General features: G+C 70.7%; 19 protein-coding genes. 9 read left to right on the top strand and 10 right to left on the bottom strand.

All coding sequences use genetic code 11. The features are described 5' to 3' along the window. The first annotated feature begins 101 nt into the window (after positions 1-101). On the top strand, positions 102-1,004 hold the full coding sequence (era, locus tag OOT08_RS18540) for a GTPase Era (RefSeq protein WP_325094371.1): 903 nt from the start codon (positions 102-104) through the stop codon (positions 1,002-1,004). Between the two features lie 166 nt (positions 1,005-1,170). After that, positions 1,171-2,928: a 2-isopropylmalate synthase gene (gene leuA, locus OOT08_RS18535; RefSeq protein WP_325094369.1), complete on the top strand. Its 1,758-nt coding sequence runs from the start codon at positions 1,171-1,173 to the stop codon at positions 2,926-2,928. A 13-nt stretch (positions 2,929-2,941) separates the two neighbouring features. Here the strand turns inward: leuA and OOT08_RS18530 are convergent, their stop codons facing one another. The 7 genes from OOT08_RS18530 to OOT08_RS18500 form a co-directional block, all read right to left on the bottom strand. Next, the gene (locus tag OOT08_RS18530) at positions 2,942-3,469 is read right to left on the bottom strand and encodes a signal peptidase I (RefSeq protein WP_325094367.1); all 528 of its coding nucleotides are present in this window, start codon (positions 3,467-3,469) and stop codon (positions 2,942-2,944) included. Positions 3,470-3,516: 47 nt separating this feature from the next. Beyond that, positions 3,517-4,224 carry a hypothetical protein gene (locus OOT08_RS18525; protein ID WP_325094365.1) on the bottom strand — a complete coding sequence of 236 codons (708 nt, stop codon included), beginning with the start codon at positions 4,222-4,224 and terminating at the stop codon, positions 3,517-3,519. 34 nt (positions 4,225-4,258) lie between these two features. Beyond that, the gene (locus OOT08_RS18520) at positions 4,259-5,539 is read right to left on the bottom strand and encodes an RCC1 domain-containing protein (RefSeq protein WP_325094364.1); all 1,281 of its coding nucleotides are present in this window, start codon (positions 5,537-5,539) and stop codon (positions 4,259-4,261) included. Continuing rightward, on the bottom strand, positions 5,536-6,318 hold the full coding sequence (locus OOT08_RS18515; protein ID WP_325094362.1) for a hypothetical protein: 783 nt from the start codon (positions 6,316-6,318) through the stop codon (positions 5,536-5,538). Before OOT08_RS18515 ends, OOT08_RS18520 begins: the two co-directional genes overlap by 4 nt. Further along, positions 6,318-6,905 carry a hypothetical protein gene (locus OOT08_RS18510; protein ID WP_325094361.1) on the bottom strand — a complete coding sequence of 196 codons (588 nt, stop codon included), beginning with the start codon at positions 6,903-6,905 and terminating at the stop codon, positions 6,318-6,320. The genes OOT08_RS18515 and OOT08_RS18510 overlap by 1 nt, the downstream gene beginning before the upstream one ends. Next, positions 6,902-7,519 carry a hypothetical protein gene (locus OOT08_RS18505; protein WP_325094360.1) on the bottom strand — a complete coding sequence of 206 codons (618 nt, stop codon included), beginning with the start codon at positions 7,517-7,519 and terminating at the stop codon, positions 6,902-6,904. Before OOT08_RS18505 ends, OOT08_RS18510 begins: the two co-directional genes overlap by 4 nt. Before the next feature lie 62 nt (positions 7,520-7,581). After that, positions 7,582-8,208, bottom strand: coding sequence for a hypothetical protein (locus OOT08_RS18500; protein ID WP_325094358.1), 627 nt, complete (start codon positions 8,206-8,208; stop codon positions 7,582-7,584). Between the two features lie 284 nt (positions 8,209-8,492). On the opposite strand from OOT08_RS18500, the gene OOT08_RS18495 reads away from it, so the two are divergent. Next, entirely contained in the window at positions 8,493-10,196 is a 1,704-nt protein-coding gene (locus tag OOT08_RS18495; protein WP_325094357.1) for a sigma-70 family RNA polymerase sigma factor, read from the top strand. Here OOT08_RS18495 and OOT08_RS18490 read toward each other — a convergent pair. Then, entirely contained in the window at positions 10,159-10,887 is a 729-nt protein-coding gene (locus tag OOT08_RS18490) for a trimeric intracellular cation channel family protein (protein ID WP_325094356.1), read from the bottom strand. The genes OOT08_RS18495 and OOT08_RS18490 overlap by 38 nt on opposite strands. A 39-nt stretch (positions 10,888-10,926) precedes the next feature. On the opposite strand from OOT08_RS18490, the gene recO reads away from it, so the two are divergent. The 5 genes from recO (at position 10,927) to dnaG (ending at position 16,964) form a co-directional block, all read left to right on the top strand. Further along, positions 10,927-11,673: a DNA repair protein RecO gene (gene recO / locus OOT08_RS18485; protein WP_325094355.1), complete on the top strand. Its 747-nt coding sequence runs from the start codon at positions 10,927-10,929 to the stop codon at positions 11,671-11,673. A 69-nt stretch (positions 11,674-11,742) separates the two neighbouring features. Beyond that, positions 11,743-12,582: an isoprenyl transferase gene (locus tag OOT08_RS18480; RefSeq protein ID WP_325094354.1), complete on the top strand. Its 840-nt coding sequence runs from the start codon at positions 11,743-11,745 to the stop codon at positions 12,580-12,582. 124 nt (positions 12,583-12,706) lie between these two features. Next, on the top strand, positions 12,707-13,813 hold the full coding sequence (dusB, locus tag OOT08_RS18475; RefSeq protein WP_442916295.1) for a tRNA dihydrouridine synthase DusB: 1,107 nt from the start codon (positions 12,707-12,709) through the stop codon (positions 13,811-13,813). Continuing rightward, positions 13,806-15,068, top strand: coding sequence for a deoxyguanosinetriphosphate triphosphohydrolase (locus OOT08_RS18470; RefSeq protein ID WP_325094352.1), 1,263 nt, complete (start codon positions 13,806-13,808; stop codon positions 15,066-15,068). The genes dusB and OOT08_RS18470 overlap by 8 nt, the downstream gene beginning before the upstream one ends. A gap of 9 nt (positions 15,069-15,077) precedes the next feature. Beyond that, positions 15,078-16,964 (top strand): DNA primase, encoded by a 1,887-nt coding sequence (gene dnaG / locus OOT08_RS18465; protein WP_325094351.1) that lies wholly within the window; start codon positions 15,078-15,080, stop codon positions 16,962-16,964. A gap of 6 nt (positions 16,965-16,970) precedes the next feature. On the opposite strand, the gene OOT08_RS18460 is transcribed toward dnaG, so the two are convergent. Next, complete coding sequence (locus OOT08_RS18460; RefSeq protein ID WP_325094350.1) at positions 16,971-17,987, bottom strand: LysR family transcriptional regulator; 1,017 nt, start codon at positions 17,985-17,987, stop codon at positions 16,971-16,973. Positions 17,988-18,108: 121 nt separating this feature from the next. Between OOT08_RS18460 and OOT08_RS18455 the strand changes: the two genes are divergently transcribed. After that, entirely contained in the window at positions 18,109-18,753 is a 645-nt protein-coding gene (locus OOT08_RS18455) for a sugar O-acetyltransferase (protein ID WP_325094349.1), read from the top strand. A gap of 31 nt (positions 18,754-18,784) precedes the next feature. Here OOT08_RS18455 and OOT08_RS18450 read toward each other — a convergent pair whose 3' ends face one another. Next, complete coding sequence (locus tag OOT08_RS18450) at positions 18,785-20,500, bottom strand: HNH endonuclease signature motif containing protein (RefSeq protein ID WP_325094348.1); 1,716 nt, start codon at positions 20,498-20,500, stop codon at positions 18,785-18,787. Positions 20,501-20,656 lie beyond the last annotated feature (156 nt).

Here is a 20,656-nt window from a genome sequence, read left to right as displayed (position 1 = left end):
CACGAACGGGTGTCCACCGACCGCATCCCGCGCATCGATCGCAAGGACCGCGCCGAGCGCACCCCCCAGAACCCCAGCACCCCCCACCGAGGAGACTCCGCATGACCGAGCCCGACCAGACCCCCTTCCGCGCCGGATTCGTCTCCTTCGTCGGCCGCCCGAACGTGGGCAAGTCCACGCTCACGAACGCGCTCGTCGGCGAGAAGGTCGCGATCACGAGCCCGCAGCCGCAGACGACCCGGCGCACGATCCGCGGCATCGTGCACCGGCCGGAGGGTCAGCTCATCATCGTGGACACCCCCGGCATGCACCGCCCGCGGACCCTGCTCGGCGAGCGGCTGAACGCCCTCGTGAAGACGACCCTCGGCGACGTGGACGTGATCGGCTTCTGCGTGCCCGCGAACGAAAAGCTCGGCCCGGGCGACCGCTTCATCAACGACGAGCTCGACGGCTTCCCGCGCGCCAAGAAGGTCGCGATCGTGACCAAGATGGACGTCGCCAGCCGCGAGGAGGCCATTGATCAGCTCGCCCGGATCGGCGAGCTGCGCGACTGGGACGCCGTCATTCCGCTGTCTGCCGTCGCGGGGGAGCAGCTCGACGTGCTCACCGAGGTCGTGCTCGGGCTCATGCCGGTCTCGCCCGCGCTGTACCCCGAGGAGACGCTGACCGACGAGGGCGATGAGGACCGGGTCGCCGAGCTGATCCGCGAGGCCGCCCTGGACGGCGTGCGCGACGAACTCCCGCACTCCATCGCCGTCACGGTCGAGGACCGCGTCGAGCGCGAGGACGGGCTCATCGAAATCTACGCGAACATCTTCGTGGAGCGCGACAGCCAGAAGGGCATCATCATCGGCAAGGGCGGCTCCCGGCTGCGCTCGGTGGGGGAGCGGGCCCGCGCGGGCATCGAGCCGCTGCTCGGCCAGCGCGTGTTTCTCTCGCTCCGCGTGAAGGTCCTCAAGGACTGGCAGCGCGACCCGAAGTCCCTCGGCAAGCTCGGCTTCTAGGCCGGACCCACCGGTTGGTATCCCACGCGGCCGAGCGGGATGGTACAGTGGACGTGTGCTGAACGGTCTGCTTCTCCTTAGCTGCCGCGACGAGGCCTAATTCTCAGGCCTTCCTCGTCGCGGAGTTTGTGCTTGGCTGAACCAAGAACCCCTCGTAAGGAAGATCATGCAGAACCACCAGAAGCCCTCCGCAATGCCGATCCACCGGTACCGCCCCTTCAGCGAGATCATCGCCGTAGACCTGCCGGACCGGACCTGGCCCACGAAGACCATCACCGAGGCCCCGCGCTGGTGCGCGGTTGACCTCCGCGATGGCAACCAGGCCCTGATCGACCCGATGAGCCCCGAGCGCAAGCGGATCATGTTCGACCTGCTCGTGAAGATGGGCTACAAGGAGATCGAGGTCGGCTTCCCCTCCGCGAGCCAGACCGACTTCGACTTCGTGCGCCACCTGATCGAGGACGGCGCGATCCCCGACGACGTCACGATCCAGGTGCTCACCCAGGCGCGCGAGCACCTCATCACCCGCACCTACGAGTCGCTCGTCGGCGCGAAGCAGGCGATCGTGCACCTCTACAACTCGACCTCGATCCTGCAGCGCGACGTCGTGTTCCGCTCCGACCGGGAGGGCATCAAGCAGATCGCGGTCGAGGGCGCGAAGCTCTGCAAGGCGGCCGAGCCGATCGCCGCGGGCACCGAGATCTTCTACGAGTACTCGCCCGAGTCCTACACGGGCACCGAGCTGGAGTACGCCGCCGAGGTGTGCAACGCCGTGCTCGAGGTCTTCGAGCCGACCCCAGAGCGCAAGGTCATCATCAACCTGCCCGCCACGGTCGAGATGGCCACCCCGAACGTGTACGCCGACTCGATCGAGTGGATGGGGCGTAACCTGAACCACCGCGAGAACGTGATCCTCTCGCTGCACCCGCACAACGACCGCGGCACGGGCGTTGCCGCCGCCGAGCTGGGCTACCTGGCCGGCGCCGACCGCATCGAGGGCTGCCTCTTCGGCAACGGCGAGCGCACCGGAAACGTGGACCTCGTCGCGCTGGGCATCAACATGTTCACGCAGGGCATCGACCCCATGATCGACTTCTCCCAGCTGGACGAGGTGCGCCGCACCGCGGAGTACTGCACGCAGCTGCGGGTGCCCGAGCGCAGCCCCTGGGCGGGCGACCTCGTCTACACGGCGTTCTCTGGCTCGCACCAGGACGCGATCAAGAAGGGCTTCGAGCGGATGGCCGCCGACGCCGAGGCCGCGGGCAAGACGATCGACGAGATGGAGTGGGCCGTGCCTTACCTCCCCGTTGATCCGAAGGACCTGGGCCGCTCCTACGAGGCCGTGATCCGGGTGAACTCGCAGTCCGGCAAGGGCGGCGTCGCGTACCTGCTGAAGACCGATCACGCGCTGGACCTGCCGCGCCGCCTGCAGATCGAGTTCTCCGCGGTCGTCCAGGGCAAGACCGACTCCGAGGGTGGCGAGGTCTCCAGCGAGGCGATCTGGGCCTCTTTCCAGGACGAGTACCTGCCCGCGACCGGACCGGGCGCCGAGGAGAACCGCTGGGGCCGCTACGAGATCGCGCGCACCAGCTCGACCTCGGCCGGGGACGGCGTGACGGAGCTCACGGCGGCCCTGCGCATCGACGACGAGATCGCCGAGATCTCGGCCTCGGGCAACGGCCCCGTCGACGCCTTCCTCAACGCGCTCAAGGCGCAGGGGCACGAGATCACCCTCTTCGACTACGTCGAGCACGCGATGAGCTCGGGTGGCGACGCCGTGGCCGCGGCCTACGTCGACCTCGAGGTGGACGGCCAGCGCCTCTGGGGCGTGGGCATCGACCCCGACACGAGCCGCGCCACCCTGAAGGCGATCGTCTCCTCGGTCAACCGATCGGTCCGCAGCCGGGTGCCCGCCGCGGTGTAGCTCCCGGCTGCGTTCAGCGGGGCTCCGCCGTCGGCGGGGCCCCGCGCACGGCTTTCCCCGGGAAGAGGAACAGCGCGAACAGGAGCGCGGCCAGCGCGATGCCGATCGAGATACCCAGCCGGGTCTTCACGAGGGACGCAAGAACGCCGAGCCCCGGGACGTGCATCAGGTAGCGGCCCGCCTCCCGGACCAGATACGGCTGCGGGTCCTCGGTCTGGTTTGCGTCGCCCTGCATGCGCAGCTCGACGGCCCCGGGGGCGTCCGGAACGGGCGAGATCTCGATCACCCGGTGGGTGATGAGGCCGCGGTCGTTCGGGCGGTTCACCGTGATCACGTCGCCGATCTCAATGTCCGCCGCTTCGATCGGCGTGGTGAGCAGCAGCGACCCCGTCGGGATCTCGGGCTCCATTGAGCCGGAGAGGACGTTGAGCACGCGGACCTGAAACAGCATCGACAGGGCGAAGAGGACGATGCAGATCAGGCCGATTCCGGCGGCGAGGTTCAGCACCCCGGAACGAAAGCGACGATAGAAACGCTGCACGCGGTCCCCTCTCTTCGTTCCGGGGGACCGCACGCCCGGGTGCGCGGTCACGGGGCCGGCACGGAGGATGCCGCGAAGTGCACCCGGAAGGCGGACTGGCCTCCGTTATAGTCCACGGTTTCCGGCTCGTCAAGGTAGGTCACCGTGAGCACCAGGTCCCGCAGGCTCTCCGCCGCGCCGGGGACGAAGGCGTCGCCCTGCTGCAGGGGTTGATCGCCCCGCGCCGCGAGCGCGGAGATCGTGCCGGTCGCCTCATCCCAGGGCGCGTCCCGGAACAGCTCGGCGCCCGCGACCTCGGCGGTGAACCGCAAAAATCGGGTGATGTTCGGGCGATCGGTGACGGAGCCGTCCTCATTCAGCAGCTCGATGCTGACATCGAGGTCGGCGACGGTGCTGGGCGTGTTGTTGAACACGGGGATCGTGGTCTGCACGGACCCGCCGGGCACGAGCAGCTCCGCCCCCGGCACCGCCCAGTCGTAGCCGGCCGCGCTGTCGGCCTGCTCGACGGTCTGATCGGGCAGGACCACGGCGATGTCGAAGCGATCAGGGTTGCCCACCCCGCTGCCCTCCGCGCCCGTGCCGAGGTTCAGCCGGGCGAAGTCGGTGAACGCGGCTGCCGTGGCCAGCACCGCCACCAGCAGGATGGCGCCGCCGGCCAGGACGAGCCGTTTTCGCCCGGTGCGGGCGGGCGCGCTGTCCTCAGCGGGGTTCCCGAGTGCCTCTGGGACAGCTGCGGGGGACGATTCGTGACGCATTGTGTGCTCTTTCCGTGTGTGCGAACGCGCCGGCTCAGCCGAGCACGCTCATGTCGAGGGAGATGGGGCGCAGGGCTTGGTTCCGCGGGGTGCCAATGGCTCCGGCCGGGTTGTAGCCCTTGCCCCAGAATTGGCCGTCATCCGTTCGCCAGAGGTAAAACCCCTGGCCCGCGGTGTAGGTCGTCACCCGGTCCGCGATCCGGGTCGGGGTTTGCGGGTTGTTCCCGTAGTCATCGCTCGCACCGTAGCCGTGCAGCGTGCCGGAGGCGTCCAGGAACATCGTGCCGGTGAAGCCGCTGCGTGAGGAAACGATGTTGCTGAGACTCGATTCCGGGATGAGCCCGGGCACGGTGGGGGAGCCGGTGCCGGGACGACCCGTGCGCGACGAGTTGCTGCCCCAGCTGAGCACCCGCCCGGAGGACAGGATGGCGTGCCCCATGTTGATGCCGCTCTGGATCTGGGCCACATAGGGTTCCCCGGGCGCGACCCGGCTCTGGAACCAGGGCGCGAGCGCGCCGGACAGCCGAGCCGCCCCGGTGCTCGAGGGGTCGCCGTCGATGCCGGAGCTGCTGGTTCCCCAGTACCAGACCTCGCCGTTGTTGAGCAGCAGCCAGAAGGTCTGGTAGCCGCCGAACAGGGCGACCGGGAACCGCTCGGCCCCGTTCGCGTTCGGGTCGGGCAACCCGGGCACCTGACTCGCGCCCGTGCCGTTCATCCCGCCGTAGCGGGAACTGCCCCAGGCCCACACCGTGCCGTCGGATCGGATCCCCGCGCCGGCCATCTCCGTCGTGGCGAGCACGGCGATGTCCGTGAGGGGCGCCCCCGCGCCGGACCAGGAACTGCCAATTTTCAGGCGCTCCGCCCGGCTATCGGGCCGCTGCGATTCGGTGCCGTCTCGGTCAGGGTTAAATCCCCAACCCCAGACGGTCCCGTCGCTCTGCAACGCGTTGAAGCCGTAGATCTGCCCGGAGACGGAGGTCATGGTCCCCTCCGGGAGGCCGCCGATGCGGGTGAGCGGCTCGAAGACGCCGCCGCCCCTCGACCCCGCCATCGACATATTCGTTCTGCCCCAGACATACACGTTCCCGTCGGAGCCGAGCCCCACCCCGGTGTCCACGGAGCGAGCGGGGGAGAGCCCGGTGAGGAAGGGGATCTCGACCTTCGCCGTGAGGTCAACCGAGCGGGCGTGCGCCTCGTCGGTGTAGGCGGCCGAGGTGGGGCTCACCCCCGGATGCAGGGTGATGCCCAGGAGGACGATCAGCGCGAGCGCTCCGGGGCCGAAACGGCGGCGGGCAACTCCTCGGGTCCGGGTCATCGGGTGGGGTCCTCTCTGCGGGTGACGCCGGGGTGCCCGGCGGAAACGGTGGGGTGCGGAAGGCTGCTCAGGGGAGGCAGGTGCAGCGGGAGCGCACGCCTCGCGGCATCGCTGCGACGCCGGGCGCGGGTCACCGCGAGGATCCCCACGGCGACCAGCGTCAGCGCGGCGGCGATCAGGCCAAGCGCGGCCCCGCCCGTCTCCGAGAGTCGCCCCTCAGGACCGGGCGGGGGCGCGATGCCCGCCTCCCCCTGCATCGCGGTCACCTCGAAACGGAGCGACCCGGAGGCCTCCGCGTAGCGATTGTCCGCGGCCGAGGGCAGGCGGACGGTCCCGGTCATCGTGAACCGGTCGCCGCCGGGCAGCTCGGGCAACGCGGACACCACGGCGAGCAGATCCCCGCCGGGAACCTCGCTCAGGATCACCCGCCCGCTGGCGTCAGCGACGGACACCAGCAGCGGGGTGGGGCCGCGGAAAAGCACGGAATCCTCGTCGCCCGTCACGAGCAGCCCCAGAGGAACCGCCCGGTCGGTGACGTTCCGCACCGTGATCTGCCAGGAGGCGCTGTGGCCGGGCCCCGGCACGGGCACCGTGACAACGCTCGGGGAGACCTCGATCAGGCGCTGCTCTGGAGCGGCCTCCTCGGCGGAGGCCGCCGGGCCCGCCCACAGGGCGCTCAGCACGCCCACGAGCAGCGCGGCGATCGCCGCGAGCCCGAGCGCCGCGCGGCGTCCGGGTCGTCCGGGGCGAAGCGGGAAACGGGAAACGTCGGTGGTCATCAGTCGGTGATCCCTTCAAAAGTGACGCCAATCGCGGTCACGCCCCCGGACAGAATGAACGGGGTGTCCGGCTCGAGCACCGCGGAGATCTCCAGCAGGTGCTCCGCCCCCGGCACCACGCCCCGGTACGCGCGCCCGTCGAGCGCATTGAACTGCGCGGCGCTGAGCCCGGTTGCCAGGGGCGTGCCGTCCGCGGACACGTCGAAGAGCAGCCGGCCAAAGAGGGTGTCGCACTCGCTGCCGCACCCGGCGGGCACCCGCAGCGAGGGGGTGACATCGCCCCCGGGCGAATCCGGCTCCAGCCGCATCGTCACCCGGAAGCGCACGGGGGTGCTGGTCTGCACCACGGCCTCGGGCTCGACGGGAAGGACGACGGCCGCTTCCGGGGTGTCGGCGTCCTGCCAGACCCCCTCGCGATCGAGCACCTGTACCGCGAACTCGTGGGGATTGCCGACCCCAGCGGCCCCCGCGTTGAGGCGAGCCGAGTCGACGTAGGCGGCGGCCGTCGAGGCGATCGAGGCAGCCAGGACGACGCCCACCCCGGCGAGGGCCAGGCCGAGCAGGCCGCGAGAGCGTGGGGCGGTCATCGGCTGATCCCTTCAAAGCGGAATTGGACATCGGTTGAGGCGCGCTGCCAGCGGTTATCGAGGCTCTCCGGGAGGGCGATGCTGACATCCAGCACCCGGGAATCCCCGGGCGAGAGCGAGGCGGCCAGCGGCATCGTGATCAGATCCGGGGCGAGCACGCGCTCGGCGAGCACGCGCTCGCCGTCGCGGATCGTGAAGATGAGCTGGGGGAACAGCTCAACGAAATTCCCCGTCACCGGGTCACGCTCCTCGCCACGGTCCCGGGGGTCCTCGACCTCGAGCGAGACCTCCCCGGCGAGGCGAGGGCTGTCGTTTTTCACGGCGATGCGCAGGTCAAGGCGGGACCCCGGGCTCATGAGATAGCCGGAGCCATCGCCGGTCAGGGCGATCTGATACGGGCTCGGATTGCCCTGTGCCCAATCGGTTTTGGCCGGAGCCCAGCCCGGCTCGGGCGAGCCTGTCGTCACCAGGTCGAAGCGGTTCCCGCTCCCGTCGAGCAGGGCAAGGCTCTCCTGCGTATCGGTGACGGCTGCCGCGGTGACCAGCAGGCCAGCCGCGAGCAGCATCCCCGCGCCGAGGGAGAGGCGTGAGGCCCCAGGTCGTGCCAGCGTCATAATTCTCTTTCGGTCGGTCGGGGTGGGGGGCCGGATCCAGCCCCCCACCGCGAATGAGCGGATTACGGGGTGACGGAGGACGCGTCGAAGTGCGCCTGGACGTAGGAGACCTTCTCCTGCAGGGCGTTGTTGCTTTCCTCAGAGCCCTGGTCGGGGAGGGTGATGCTCAGCCCGAGCACGGAGTCAGTCTGCTTGGGGTAGAGCCCGAGGTTCAGGTCTTCGACCTGGTCCTGGGTCTGGTTGCCCGCGATGACGGTCCCGTCCAGGGTGACGGTGTAGCGCAGGAGATCGCGGAGCACGGGATCGGAGACCTTCCCCGGCCGGTCCTGCAGGGTGAACGAGACATCGGCTGAGAGGACCGGGCTCTCGTTCTGGAACGGGATCTCGACGGACACCGAGTCGCCGGGCGTGAGGGTGCTCGCGCCGGGAACATTGATGTTCACCCCCTCCGGGGTGTTTGCCTCTTGCCAGGTGCCCGGAACCGGGTTGCCGGCGGCATCCGTGCCGACCACCTGGATGTTGAAGCGGTTGTCGCCGCCGATCCCGGAGTCGTCGGTGCCGTTGCCGAGGTTCAGGTTCGCGAAGTCCGTGAACGCGGCCGCGGTTGCGAGTGCGGCGACGGCGAGGAGGGCTCCTCCGGCGAGCACCAGGCGCTTGCGCCCGGTGGTTTCGATCTGCTCGTGAGACATGGTGTCGCACTGTCCTTTCAACTGGAAGTGATGCGGGCGCGGGGCACGAACCCGGTGGCGGGCGGTGTCACGGTGCGTCGCAACGAACGGGCGGTTTTCGCCGTTCAGAAAGTACGTGCTGGAAAAGCGGAAAGTGTGACTGGAAAATGAAATATACATTGTGAAGATGTTCAATACGCCAAATGCCGCTAGAGTGCAGGTGCCCCACCGGGATCTCTTCGCTTGGGGAGCGACACCTGAATCCAGGATCCGAGCCCCGGCACGACCAGCGGGGGAAGAGTGAAATGGAACGTGTTGCAGAGCTGTTTCTCGAGGTCGGCCCCAGGCTCCGGGCGTATTTGCGTCGGCTGGGCGGGACCTCCGAGGAAATCGAGGAGGCCGTGTCCGCCACCTTTGAGGTGCTGGTGGTCGCCGTCGCCGAGGGCGATGCCCCGCACACGAACGCGGCGGGATACCTCTACACGGTCGCGAAGCGGAGTCTCTACGCGATCTGGAGCGCGCGGGTCACGATGGGCAACGTCGAGCAGCTGGAGGAGGAGGTCGCGCGGGAGGACCCGGACCAGCTGGTCCACGACCTGGAACTCTCGCTGACGGCGAAGGCATTCCTCGCGCTGGAGGAGGACGAGCAGCGCCTGCTCTGGGCGGTCGTCGCCGAGGGGAAGACGCAGGCGGCGCTCTCCGCCGAGTACGGCGTGCCCCCGGCGACCCTCCGCAAGCGGGTCAGCCGGGCCACGCACCAGTTCAAGGAGCGCTATCTGGCCGCGTTCTCCGCCGGCAGCGTTCCCGCGGGATGCGAAGCGACCTTCCCGCTGCTGTCCAGGCGCGCCTTTGGCAGCCTGAGCGCGCGGCAGGAACGTCTCCTCGACGAGCACCTGCTGCGCTGCGAACTCTGTCAGCACCTCCTGGCGGAGCTGCGCGACGAGGCCAGAACCATCAGGCGGCTGCCCGCGGCGATCACCGGCATCGGGGTCGCGGGGATCTCGGGGAACCTCCTCGCTCAGTCGCTCCGGGGCGGCGATCCCGCGGCGGCCCGGGCGGTGCGCACCGGGCGCTTCCTGCTCACCGCGGGCGGTGTGGCTGCGCTCGTCGCCCTGCTCGTGGCGATCCTGCCCTCCTACGGAACCGAGGGGATCGTGCTCTCCGAGCCCGTGACGACCGAGGAAACGCTTTCGGCGGACCCGGACGCCTCAGGCGCGGAGCCGGCGTCGCCCCGGCCGGAGCCCGCCCCGGGCCGCCCGGGAGCCCCGGGTGTCACGGGGGACCCGCGTCGCCCGGGGCTCCCGGGCAGCTCGGGGACCGGGGCTGCCCGGGACAGCACCCCGCTGGGCCTCGGGGTCGCCCCGTCCCGGCTCGAACTCGGGATGCCGGCCCCGGGCCGCCAGATCACGTGGCAGGTGATGATGCGCAACACCTCGGCGACGAAGACGCTGGAACTCGGGGTGGCGCTCGTCGGCGCGCAGGCTCCCAGCGCGGAAAGCCCCCGGGTCAGCCTGTGGGACGGGGACACGGAACTGTTCCGGGACCGGGACTTGCGCGACCTGGATGAGCGCTCGGTCTCGGTGCTCGGGCTCGCGCCGGGGGCCGAACGGCCGCTCACCGTGCGGGTCGTTCGTGATCCGGAGGACGCGGATCAGTCGCTCGAGGGGCGGGTCGAGATACGGGTGACGGGCGCGGAGGGCACCGGCGCCGCCGATGCGGACGCGGATGCCACCGATGCACGCGATGCGACGGATGCCGGTGCGGTCGGGGACGCCGTCGACGCCGACGGCGCACCCCGGTGGGGCGCGCACCTCGACGGCGACGACTCCGGCCTGCGCGGCCTGCTCGGCGCGGAGCGGGGTCCCGTGCTCGCCGCGACCGGCGGGGCCGCGGTCGGCCTCTTCGCCGCGGGTGCCGCGTGCCTCGCCGCCGCGGGCATCCTCCGCGCGGGCAGCTCCCGGCGCGACCCCGCTAGGCGCTCGGCAGGTCCTCGGGCGGGACGATGTTGATCGCGCGGGTTTGGATGGCCTCGATCGTGGCCTCCGCCTCGCGGGCCTTGCGGCGGCGCAGGCGGCTGAGCGCCCGCTGCTCGGGCAGCGACCAGCCGAAGCGGATCGCGAGCAAGCGGATCACCGCGGTCACGACCACGCAGACCCCGGCCGCGATCAGCACGTCCACGCGGAGGGCGAGCAGCCCCACGAGGACCCCGGAGCCCACGAGGCTCGCCACCGCGTAGAGCGAGCCGACGTGCATGAGCGCGATCGGGATGTTCAGCATCATGTCGCGCAGCACCCCGCCGCCGACGGCGGAGACGGTGCCGATGAACAGCGCGGGCACCACCGGCAGCCCGAAGGACAGCGCCTTGGTCGTGCCGATCGCCCCAAAGAGCCCGATCGTGATCGCGTCGAAGAGGGTGATGATCGGATCCACCCGGGACTGGATCCGCTGCAGGAGCATCCCGAGCAGCGCCGAGCCGGTCGCGACCAGCAGGAAGTAGTTGTTCGTGAACACCACGGGCGTGATCCCGAGGAGCAGGTCGCGGAGCAGACCCCCGCCGAACCCCGTCATGATGCCGATCAGCGCCACCCCGAGCAGATCGAGTCGCTTGAAGCCCGCCGCGAACATGGCGCCCTGGAAACTCCCGATGCCAACGGCGATCAGGTCGATATAGAGCGGAGTCTGGAAGGTTTCGTCAAGCACACTCACTATTCTCTCGCACCGGGGCGGGATAATGGAGCCATGCGACTGTATCGGGACGAGGGCGTGGTGCTGCGCACCCACAACCTGGGGGAGGCCGACCGGATCGTGACCCTGCTGACCCGGGAACACGGCCAGGTGCGCGCGGTTGCGAAGGGCGTGCGCCGCACCACCTCCAAGTTCGGCGCGCGGCTGGAGCCCTTCATGGTCGCCGACCTGCAGTGCTACGAGGGCCGAAACCTCGACACGATCACCCAGGCCGTGAGCCTCGGCTCCTACGGGGCCCAGATCAGCGCCGATTACGACACGTACCGGGCGGGCAGCGCGATGCTGGAGGCCGCCGAAAAGCTGACCGACGCGGGTCCCTCGCACACCCAGTACGCCCTGCTCGTCGGCGCGCTCCGCGCCCTCGCGGCCGGGCAGCACCCGCGGGAGCTGATCCGGGACGCGTACCTGCTGCGCGCGCTGGGCCTCGCCGGGTGGGCCCCCGGCTTCGACGAGTGCGTCCGGTGCGGCGAGCCCGGCCCCCACACGAGGACCGCGGTGCAGCTCGGCGGCGTCGTCTGTGCGAACTGCCGGGTGCCCGGCTCTCCCGTGCTGAGCGCCGAGGGCATCGACCTCCTCGGCGCGCTGCTCAGCGGGGACTGGCCGCACGCCCTCGGCTCCGAGGAGCACGCCAGGGCCGAGGCCGCGGGCTTCGCCGCCGCCTACGCCGCGTTCCACCTGGAGCGCGGCCTCCGCTCGCTGAGCGAGGCGCCGCGCCACCGCCCCGGTCCCACCCTTCGCTAGACTTTGCTCTGCCCGGCACCCGCTGGCGCGCACACGAGTCCGGCCTGGCCCGGGGAACAGGAAGAGCCGATGAAGCACCCGGCGCAGGGCCTCGTGCCGCTCGACTGGCAGGGCGCGGAGCCGCCCGCGTTCCCGGGCGGCGCGCCCAAGCACATCGCCGTCGTCATGGACGGCAACGGCCGCTGGGCCAACCGCCGCGGACTGCCCCGGGTGGAGGGGCACCGGATGGGCGAGGAGGTGCTGCTCGACGTGGTCGCGGGCGCGATTCAGGCCGGGGTGACCCACCTGAGCGTCTACGCCTTCTCCACCGAGAACTGGCGGCGCTCCCCGGACGAGGTGCGCTTCCTGATGGGCTTCAACCGGGACGTGCTGCGCCGCCGCCGGGCCCAGCTGCACGCCTGGAACGTGCGGGTGCGCTGGGCGGGTCGCCGCCCCCGGCTCTGGGGCTCGGTCATCAAGGAACTCAAGGACACCGAGCGCGTCACGGCGCACAACACGGGCCTCACGCTCACGATGTGCGTCAACTACGGCGGCCGCAACGAGATCACGGACGCCGTCCGCCAGATCGCCGAGGAGGTCAAGGCGGGCAAGCTGAAGCCCTCCGGGATCACCGAGCGCACGATCGAGCGGCACCTCTACGTGCCCGAGCTGCCCGAGGTTGACCTCTTCGTGCGGTCCTCGGGGGAGCAGCGCACGAGCAACTTCATGCTCTGGCAGTCCGCCTACGCCGAGATGGTCTTCCTCGACACGCTCTGGCCCGACTTTTCGCGGGCGGATCTCTGGCGGGCCATCGAGATCTATCGCTCGCGGGACCGCCGCTTCGGCGGGGCCGTTGACACTCCCGGCGCGGACGACGACGGCGAGCCCGACTACAGCAGCGACCCGCAGGACGACGAGCCGGGCCACTAAGCCCGTCGCGTCGCCCGGGGTCAGATTCGTCTGAGACAATAGGGGGGTGACCGCGACCACAGCATCTGCCCCAGCCCTCCGGATCGGACCCCTCGAGCTCGAGGTGCCGGTCGTGCTGGCCCCGATGGCGGGGATCACGAACACGGCCTTCCGGCGGCTCTGCCGCGAATCCGGGGCCGGGCTCTACGTCAGCGAGATGATCACGAGCCGCGCCCTGGTCGAGCGCACCCCCGAGTCGCTGCGCCTCATCACGCATCACGAGAGCGAGAAAACCCGCTCGATTCAGCTCTACGGCGTCGACCCGAAGACGGTTGCCGAGGCCGTCACCTTCCTCGTTGCTGAGGACCGCGCTGACCACATCGACCTGAACTTCGGCTGCCCCGTGCCCAAGGTCACCCGCAAGGGTGGCGGCTCGGCCCTGCCCTGGAAGCTCGACCTGTTCCGCGCGATCGTCGAGGGCGCGGTGAAAGCCGCGGGGGACATCCCGCTCACGATCAAGATGCGCAAGGGCATCGACGACGAGCACCTCACCTACCTGGAGGCGGCCCGGGCCGCCGAGGGCGCGGGCGTCGCGGCGATCGCCCTGCACGGCCGCACGGCGAACCAGTTCTACTCCGGCCAGGCCGACTGGTCCTCGATCGCGACGCTCAAGGAGACCATCACCTCAGTGCCGATCCTCGGCAACGGCGACATCTGGTCCGCCGAGGACGCGATCCGGATGGTGGACGAGACCGGCTGCGACGGCGTCGTGGTGGGTCGGGGCTGCCTCGGTCGCCCCTGGCTCTTCGGCGACCTGGACGCGGCCTTCCGCGCCCGGGCGGGCCAGATCAGCCAGGCCGAGGCCGAGGCCGCGTACACGAAGCCCCCGCTCGGCACCGTGATGAGCGCCCTGCGCCGCCACACGGAGCTCCTGACCGAGTTCAACGGCGACGAGGGCCGCGCCTGCCGCGACATCCGCAAGCACATCGCCTGGTACTTCAAGGGCTACGCGGTCGGCCACGAGGTGCGCCGCGCGCTCGCCCTGGTCGACTCGATCGCCGAGATGGACGAGCTGCTGGCGACGATGGACCCCCTGGAGCCCTACCCGGGCGAGGGGGCCGAGGGGCCCCGCGGCCGCGCCGGATCCCCGAAGCGGACCGTGCTGCCCCAGGGCTGGCTGGACAGCCGGAGCCTGGACGGCATCGACTACACCGAACTGGCCGAGGCCGAGCGGGACGATTCGGGTGGCTAGCCCCGTGCCCGGGTACACCCCGGAGGACGAGGAGCGCTTCCTGCCCGAGACCCACTCGGGGACCCGGCAGAACTTCGCGCGCGACCGCGCCCGCGTCCTGCACTCGGGCGGCTGGCGTCGCCTCGCCGCGAAGACGCAGGTGCTGAGCCCCACCGCGGGCATCGACTTCGCCCGAAACCGCCTGACGCACTCCCTCGAGGTGGCGCAGATCGGCCGGGAGCTCGCGCTCTCGCTCGATCTCTCCGCCGATGTCGTGGACACCGCCTGCCTCGCCCACGACCTCGGGCACCCGCCCTTTGGGCACAACGGCGAGAAGGCGCTGAACGAGTGGATGACGGGCTTTGGCGGCTTCGAGGGCAACGCGCAGACCCTGCGCGTGCTCACGCGGCTGGAGCCGAAGGTGATCGGGCGGGACGGCGTGAGCTTCGGGCTGAACCTGACCCGGGCGACCCTCGACGCGAGCTGCAAGTACCCGTGGGCCGCCGACGCCCCGGACCTCGACCCGGGCGGGCGGGCCAAGTTCGGCTTCTTCGAGAGCGACCGCGCCGTGTTCGAGTGGCTACGGGGCGACGCCCCCGTCCGGGTGCGCTGCGCCGAGGCCCAGGTCATGGACCTCTCGGACGACATCGCCTACTCGGTGCACGACTTCGAGGACGCGGTCGTGAGCGAGTACATCGACCCGCTGATCCTGTCCTCGCGCTCCGGTCACGTGGCCCTGATCCGTGCCGTCTCCGACTGGGCGGGGGACTCGTTCACGGATGACGAGCTCGCGGCCGCCTTCGACCGGATCGAGTCCGTGCCGACCTGGCTCACGAGCTGGTCCGGCAGCCGGGCGGATCAGGCGCAGCTGAAAAACTTCACGAGCGACATGATCGGACACTTCGCCCGCGCGAGCATCCGGGCGACCCGCGAGGCCGCGACCTCCGCCTCGCTCACCCGCTACCGGGCCGACGTCGTCGTGCCCCGCGAGATCCAGGCCGAGATCGCGGTACTGAAGGGCATCGTCGCGGCCTTCGTGATGGCCTCCGGACGCCGCCAGCCCACCTACCGCCGCCAGCGGGCCCTGCTCGCGGAGCTGCTGGAGGTGCTCTGGGACTCCGAGGGCGCGGAGCTGGAGCCCGCCTTCGCCGCCGACCTGGCGACCGCCCCGAACGAGGCCGAGGCGCGCCGCGCCGTCGTCGATCAGGTGGCGTCCCTCACCGACCAGTCCGCGATCGCCTGGCATAAGCGCCTGTGCGACGTCCCCCTCGTTTAGGATCGGGTCATGGCCGGACGGATTAAGCAGAGCGACATCGAAGAGGTCAAGTCGCGCACGAGCATCGTCGACATCGTCGGCGACCACGTCGCCCTGAAGTCGGCGGGCGTGGACTCCCGGAAGGGCCTCTGCCCCTTCCACGACGAACGCAGCCCGAGCTTCCACGTGCGCCCCTCGATGGGCTTCTACCACTGCTTCGGCTGCGGGGAATCGGGGGACGCGATCTCCTTCCTGCAGCGGATGGATCACCTGAGCTTCGCGGAGGCCGTGGAGCGGCTCGCCGCGCGGATCGGCTACGTCCTGCAGTACGAGGAGGGCGGCGCCGAGCGGCGGCAGGACGGCCCGAACCGGGCGAGGCTGCTGCAGGCGAACCAGGCGGCGGCGGACTTCTTCGTCGAGCAGCTGGCCACGCCGGAGGCGCAGCCCGCTCGCGACCTCCTGACCGGGCGCAACTTTGACCAGGCCGCGGCCGCGCACTTCGGCGTCGGCTTCGCGCCCCAGTCCTGGGACGCGCTCTCGAAGCACCTGGCGACGCTCGGGTACACGACCGAGGAGATGGTGACCGCGGGGTTGCTCTCGCAGGGGGAGCGCGGCAGCTACGACCGCTTCCGGGGGCGGCTCGTCTGGCCGATCCGGGACACGAGCGGGCAGACCATCGGCTTCGGCGCGCGCAAGCTCTTCGAGAGCGACCAGGGGCCGAAGTACCTGAACACCCCCGAGACGCCGGTGTACCACAAGTCTCAGGTGCTCTACGGGCTGGACCTGGCCAAGCGGGACATCTCCCGCTCGAAGCGGGTCGTCGTGGTCGAGGGCTACACCGACGTGATGGCGTGCCACCTCGCGGGGATCACGACCGCGGTGGCCACCTGCGGCACCGCCTTCGGCAAGGAGCACATCTCCGTCGTGCGCCGGATCATGGGCGACGACGCGGCGGGCGAGGTCATCTTCACCTTCGACCCGGATGAGGCCGGGCAGAAGGCCGCCCTGCGCGCCTTCAGTGAGGAGCGCCGCTTCAGCGCGCAGAGCTTCGTCGCCGTTGCCCCGGAGGGGCTTGACCCCTGCGACCTGCGCATCAAGCGCGGCGACGAGGCCGTTCGCGGGCTCTTCGAGCAGAAGACGCCCCTGTTCGAGTTCGCGCTCCGTCAGGCCGTGTCCCGGTTCAACCTGGACACGATCGAGGGCCGCGTCTCGGGCATCCGTGCGGCCGCGCCCATCGTGGCGGGGATCCGTGATTCCGCCCTGCGGCCCGCCTACACGCGGGAGCTGGCCCGGATGGTCGGGGCGGACCTGCCCGAGGTGCAGGGCGCGGTGCGCGCCGCCGCCCGTCAAAGCGAGGGGCGCGGCGACGCCGACGCCTTCCGCGAGGCCCCGCGGCACGGCGAGCCGGGGCCCGACGGGGAACCGCTGGAGCCCGCCCGTCGGCGCGCGAGCCTGAGCAGCCTGCCGAACAGCCCGGGGACCTGGCTGGAGCGCGACGCGCTCATGGCCATGATTCAGCAGCCGGGCGCGGTCGGCGAGGACATCCTCGTGCAGGCGGTCACGGCGCAGATCTTTGACGAGTCCCTGCGGGTCGTGCGCGACGTGCTCGGCGCGAATGTGCCCGCGGACGGGGGACCGGCATGGCTGGAGCGGACGATCGAGTCCGCGCCGGAGCCCTACCGGGACCTGATCCGGGAGCTCGCGGTTGCCCCGATGCCGCAGCGCAACCCGGAGATGCTGGCCGCCTACTCCCGCGACGTCGTGATCAGCCTGATCGAGCGCGACCTGCTCTCGCTCAAGTCGGAGCTGACCGCGAAGATGATCCGCACCCCGCACACCGAGGTGGAGCTGCGCCGTCAGCTCGCCGAGCAGCAGCAGCTCCTGGAACAGGCCCGGCGCGGCCTGCGCGACACCTAGGCGCGATCAGCTGCCCGCCCACGACGGCGCCCAGGTCTCGCTCGGCGCGGCGGCGTCGCGCGGCTGGGCCCGCTCGGCCTGCCCGCCCAGGAAGTCGAGAAACGCGGCGAGCGCGGGGTGCCGGTTGTCGGCGCGCCAGATAATCGAGTGCGGGTAGACCGGGGTCGGGGCGACGATCGGGATCCGGCGGAGGCCGGAGGCCTCGGGCCACAGGTAGCGGGTGCCCGCGCCGACGAGGGTCGCGAGCTCCGCCGACTCGGAGACCGCCTCGAGCAGGGCTTCGTCGCCGAAGCTCGGGCCGACCGAGTCAATGCGCAGGCCGAAGACGCGGCTCAGCTCCGCGTAGTACGCGTGCCACTCGGTGCCGGCTCGCATGCCCGGCATCCAGATCCGCTCGGTGCCGAGCTCCGCGAGCGTCAGCGAGGCCGCCCCGGCGAGCCGGTGCCGCGGACCCACGAGCAGCTCGTGCCGGTCGTCGATGACGCGGGCCGCGAGCAGCCCCGGCGGCAGGGCGTGGGCGGTCGGGGCGTGGGCGGGCAGGGCGTGGGTGGGCGAGGCGTGGGCGGGCGGTGCGTGGGCGGGCGGGGCGAAGAGCCGGAAGGTGGCATCGACGGAGCCGGTGTGCACGGCGGCGAGGGCCGCGTCGAGGCTCGCGTCGGGGAGCGCCACGACGTCGAGCGGCAGCTCGGGGCGGAGCCGGTGGAAGGCGCGGAGGGCGGTGCCGGGGGCGGTCTTCCGGTTGAGCACGTCCACGCGCAGCGCCCGCGTCTCGGGGTGCACCGCGTCGCGGGCGCGTGCGGCGGCGGCGAGGAGCGCTCGCGCGTGCGGCAGGAAGGCCTGGCCGTCCACGGTGAGTTGCGCGCCCCGCGGGGTTCTCGCGAAGAGGGACGCGCCGAGCTCGCGTTCGAGGGTGGCGATCCGCTTGGACACCGCCTGCTGGGAGATGCTGAGGTCGTCGGCGGCCGCCTGAAACTGGCCGTGCTCGGTCACGGCGACGAAGGTGCGTACCCCGGCGATATCCACCCGTTCACGCTAGCAGGGCAACCACTGTTTGTGGCTGGCGGGTGTGTCGGTTGTTTGTGGTCTGCCGCGAAAGCTGGTGGGCTGAGTCCCGACAAACAACGGTTGTGAGAAAGAGGAGCGCATGAGCGGACACGCGGAGCGAGACGGGCACACGGAGCGAACCGGACACACGGAGCAAGACGAGCACACCGCGCCTGCCGGAAGCACCGCGCCAGCCGGAGGCGCCGAACCTGCCGGAGGCACAGCCCCGGCCGGCTCCGACGGGATGACCTTCGGCGAGCGGGTTCAGCGGGCAATCGGCATCACCGAGCGCGTGAACGCGCTGGCGTATCCCGAGCAGGCGGCCATCCGGGCCGAGTGGAGCACGCTCACGAGGCAGGCCGTCGATGCGTCCTTCCACCTGATCCCGCCGGTGTTCTCGGATCACGGGGTGAACACCCGCGTGGGGGTGAATATTTTCGTGAACCAGGGGTGCCGCTTCAACGACATCGGCGGAATCGAGATCGGGGACGACGTCATGCTGGGGCCGAACGTGAGCCTGATTACCTCGGGGCACCCCCTCGACCCGGACGAGCGACGGTCCGGCATCACCTCCGCCCCGATCAAGATCGGCAACAACGTCTGGATCGGGGCCTCGGCGCTGATCATGCAGGGCGTGAGCATCGGGGCCGACGCGGTCGTTGCCGCGGGCTCGGTCGTGACGCGGGACGTCCCCGCGCGCACCGTCGTCGGCGGGGTGCCCGCCCGAGTCATCAAGACCCTCTGAGGGGATGCGCTCGCGGGGGACGGCGATGCGGTCAGGCCGTCTCCGGCGCGGCCGATGGTCGTTCGGGATGCGTTGTGGTGCGGCGGCCGCTCAGGGTCTCCCACTCCAGCACCCCGTTCACGTTATCGAGCAGGGTCCAGCCTTTGTGCGTTGTGCCCGGCCCGGTCGTGCCCGGGTCGCCGCGGCCCTTCATCGTGTGATGGGTGCGGCAGAGGAACGCGAGATTATCGTGACAGGTTTCGCCACCCGCATCCCACGGCACCGAGTGATCAAGATCACACCGGACCGCCGCCCGTTCACAGCCGGGGAAGCGACAGTGCTGGTCCCTGATTTCGGTGAATCTGCGGAGCGCTTTCGGCGGTGCGTAGCTGTCGCGGCCCACGTTGAGGATCGCGCCCCGGTCGTCGGTGAACAGCGCCCGGAAGGAACCAATCCCGAAGGCGACCCGCTCCGCGGTCTCATCGTCGAGCACGCCGTAGCCGTCGAGCTCGGCGAACTCCTTGCCGAGGATCGCCTCGGCGCTGGCCTCGGGGCCGAGGTCGTCGGAGAGTCCGGCGAGGATGCGGGTGGGCACGGTGACGAGGACCTGCCCGCGGACGCCGCGGGGCGGGGCCGTGCTGGCGCGGGGAGTCGTGTCGCCCTCGGTGGCGCTGAGGATTTCAGGCGTTTCCGTGTCGATCTCGCCGAGCGAGATCAGGTCCACGAGCACATCTGCGCGCATCTGGGCGATGCCACGGGGGAGCGGGAGCGCGGCAATGGCCGCGGCAAGCTCCTCCTCGGTGCCGGTGTGCGCGTCCTTCAGCGCGTCCACGCGGTCCTGGTGGTCTTGCTTCTCCATGATCGCGAGCTGTTTCGCAAGGGCGTCGCTCCGGTCGTACGCCGCGGTCAGTTCCACCGCGGAGTGCCGGATCGTCAGCTCCATCATCCCGTTACGGGCGGGCTCGTTCCAAGCCCCGCGACGCTGGAACGCATCCGCGTGCCGCGCCTCAGGAGACACAGGGTCCACCCGGTTCCGCAGGTCCTCGGCCACCCGCAACAGCTTCGCGGGAGTCAACGTCGGCGCAACCTCGGCCAACTGCTCATCGAGAATGGTGCGCGCCACGGGCGGCGCATCAGCGGTGACCCGCACAATCGCGGACACACGGGCCTGATCCAGTTCTCCGGACGAGAACGCGCCCCACACGTGAGGCAGATCGTCGGCGACCGCGAGCGCATCATTGAGCAAGCGAGCACCCGTGGGCTTCCCCACGGTGACCGCGAACGCGACCTCCTCGGCCAACTGCCCCATCCGCTGCGCCCGGTCCTCACCGGTCACGGTTTGCTCGATGACCTGCCCGGTCGAAGCGAGCACCCGTGCGGCGTCCTCCGCGGTCTCCCGGACAAAGCGCTCCTCGTTCAGGTCCGCCAGCTCGGCAATGAGCCTGGCCCGCTTTGCCTCCACCCGGTTCTTCTCCCGCGTCGCCTCGGAAATCGCCTCGCTCAGTTCGGCCTCGCGTGCGCGTAGTCCCTCGGCGTTGAGGTGCGCGCGGGCGCTCCTGGCTTCGATTCGGCGAGCGGCAAGGGGATGCTCGCGCTGATCAGCCGGGGTCACCCGGGACGCGGCAAAGGCATCGGCGGCGATCCGCGCCGCGATCTTCGCGGCGCTCGCCCCGGTCACCGTCCCCGTGCCCGCTACGCGCGCGAACGCACCGGCCCGCGATGTGCGGGTGGCGGTGTCGCCGGGTGCGACGGGAGTGAAAGTGACCATGCCCCAATTTTACCCGAAGCGACCCGAGGAAAAGTGCTGTTCAAGCCTCATTTCTGATCAGAAACGATATGGCCCAGGCCCGGGTGATCGCAAGAAAATATGGCGCGTTTTCACCGCAACGCTTGACAGTAAAACCCAACTCTGGCGGACTCATAA

The sequence above is a fragment of the Leucobacter sp. M11 genome (assembly GCF_035726885.1).
In the GTDB taxonomy this organism is placed as follows: domain Bacteria; phylum Actinomycetota; class Actinomycetes; order Actinomycetales; family Microbacteriaceae; genus JAPFRB01.
The sequence above is the reverse complement of the archived record's forward strand: the minus strand, read 5'-3'. Positions and strand labels throughout refer to the sequence as shown.

Coding starts and splice junctions, on each gene's coding strand:
- era (WP_325094371.1), top strand. CDS start 102: ATGACCGAGCCCGACCAGACCCCCTTCCGCGCCGGATTCGTCTCCTTC.
- leuA (WP_325094369.1), top strand. CDS start 1,171: ATGCAGAACCACCAGAAGCCCTCCGCAATGCCGATCCACCGGTACCGC.
- OOT08_RS18525 (WP_325094365.1), bottom strand. CDS start 4,224: ATGCGTCACGAATCGTCCCCCGCAGCTGTCCCAGAGGCACTCGGGAAC.
- OOT08_RS18520 (WP_325094364.1), bottom strand. CDS start 5,539: ATGACCCGGACCCGAGGAGTTGCCCGCCGCCGTTTCGGCCCCGGAGCG.
- OOT08_RS18515 (WP_325094362.1), bottom strand. CDS start 6,318: ATGACCACCGACGTTTCCCGTTTCCCGCTTCGCCCCGGACGACCCGGA.
- OOT08_RS18510 (WP_325094361.1), bottom strand. CDS start 6,905: ATGACCGCCCCACGCTCTCGCGGCCTGCTCGGCCTGGCCCTCGCCGGG.
- OOT08_RS18505 (WP_325094360.1), bottom strand. CDS start 7,519: ATGACGCTGGCACGACCTGGGGCCTCACGCCTCTCCCTCGGCGCGGGG.
- OOT08_RS18500 (WP_325094358.1), bottom strand. CDS start 8,208: ATGTCTCACGAGCAGATCGAAACCACCGGGCGCAAGCGCCTGGTGCTC.
- OOT08_RS18495 (WP_325094357.1), top strand. CDS start 8,493: ATGGAACGTGTTGCAGAGCTGTTTCTCGAGGTCGGCCCCAGGCTCCGG.
- recO (WP_325094355.1), top strand. CDS start 10,927: ATGCGACTGTATCGGGACGAGGGCGTGGTGCTGCGCACCCACAACCTG.
- OOT08_RS18480 (WP_325094354.1), top strand. CDS start 11,743: ATGAAGCACCCGGCGCAGGGCCTCGTGCCGCTCGACTGGCAGGGCGCG.
- dusB (WP_442916295.1), top strand. CDS start 12,707: ATGGCGGGGATCACGAACACGGCCTTCCGGCGGCTCTGCCGCGAATCC.
- dnaG (WP_325094351.1), top strand. CDS start 15,078: ATGGCCGGACGGATTAAGCAGAGCGACATCGAAGAGGTCAAGTCGCGC.
- OOT08_RS18455 (WP_325094349.1), top strand. CDS start 18,109: ATGAGCGGACACGCGGAGCGAGACGGGCACACGGAGCGAACCGGACAC.
- OOT08_RS18450 (WP_325094348.1), bottom strand. CDS start 20,500: ATGGTCACTTTCACTCCCGTCGCACCCGGCGACACCGCCACCCGCACA.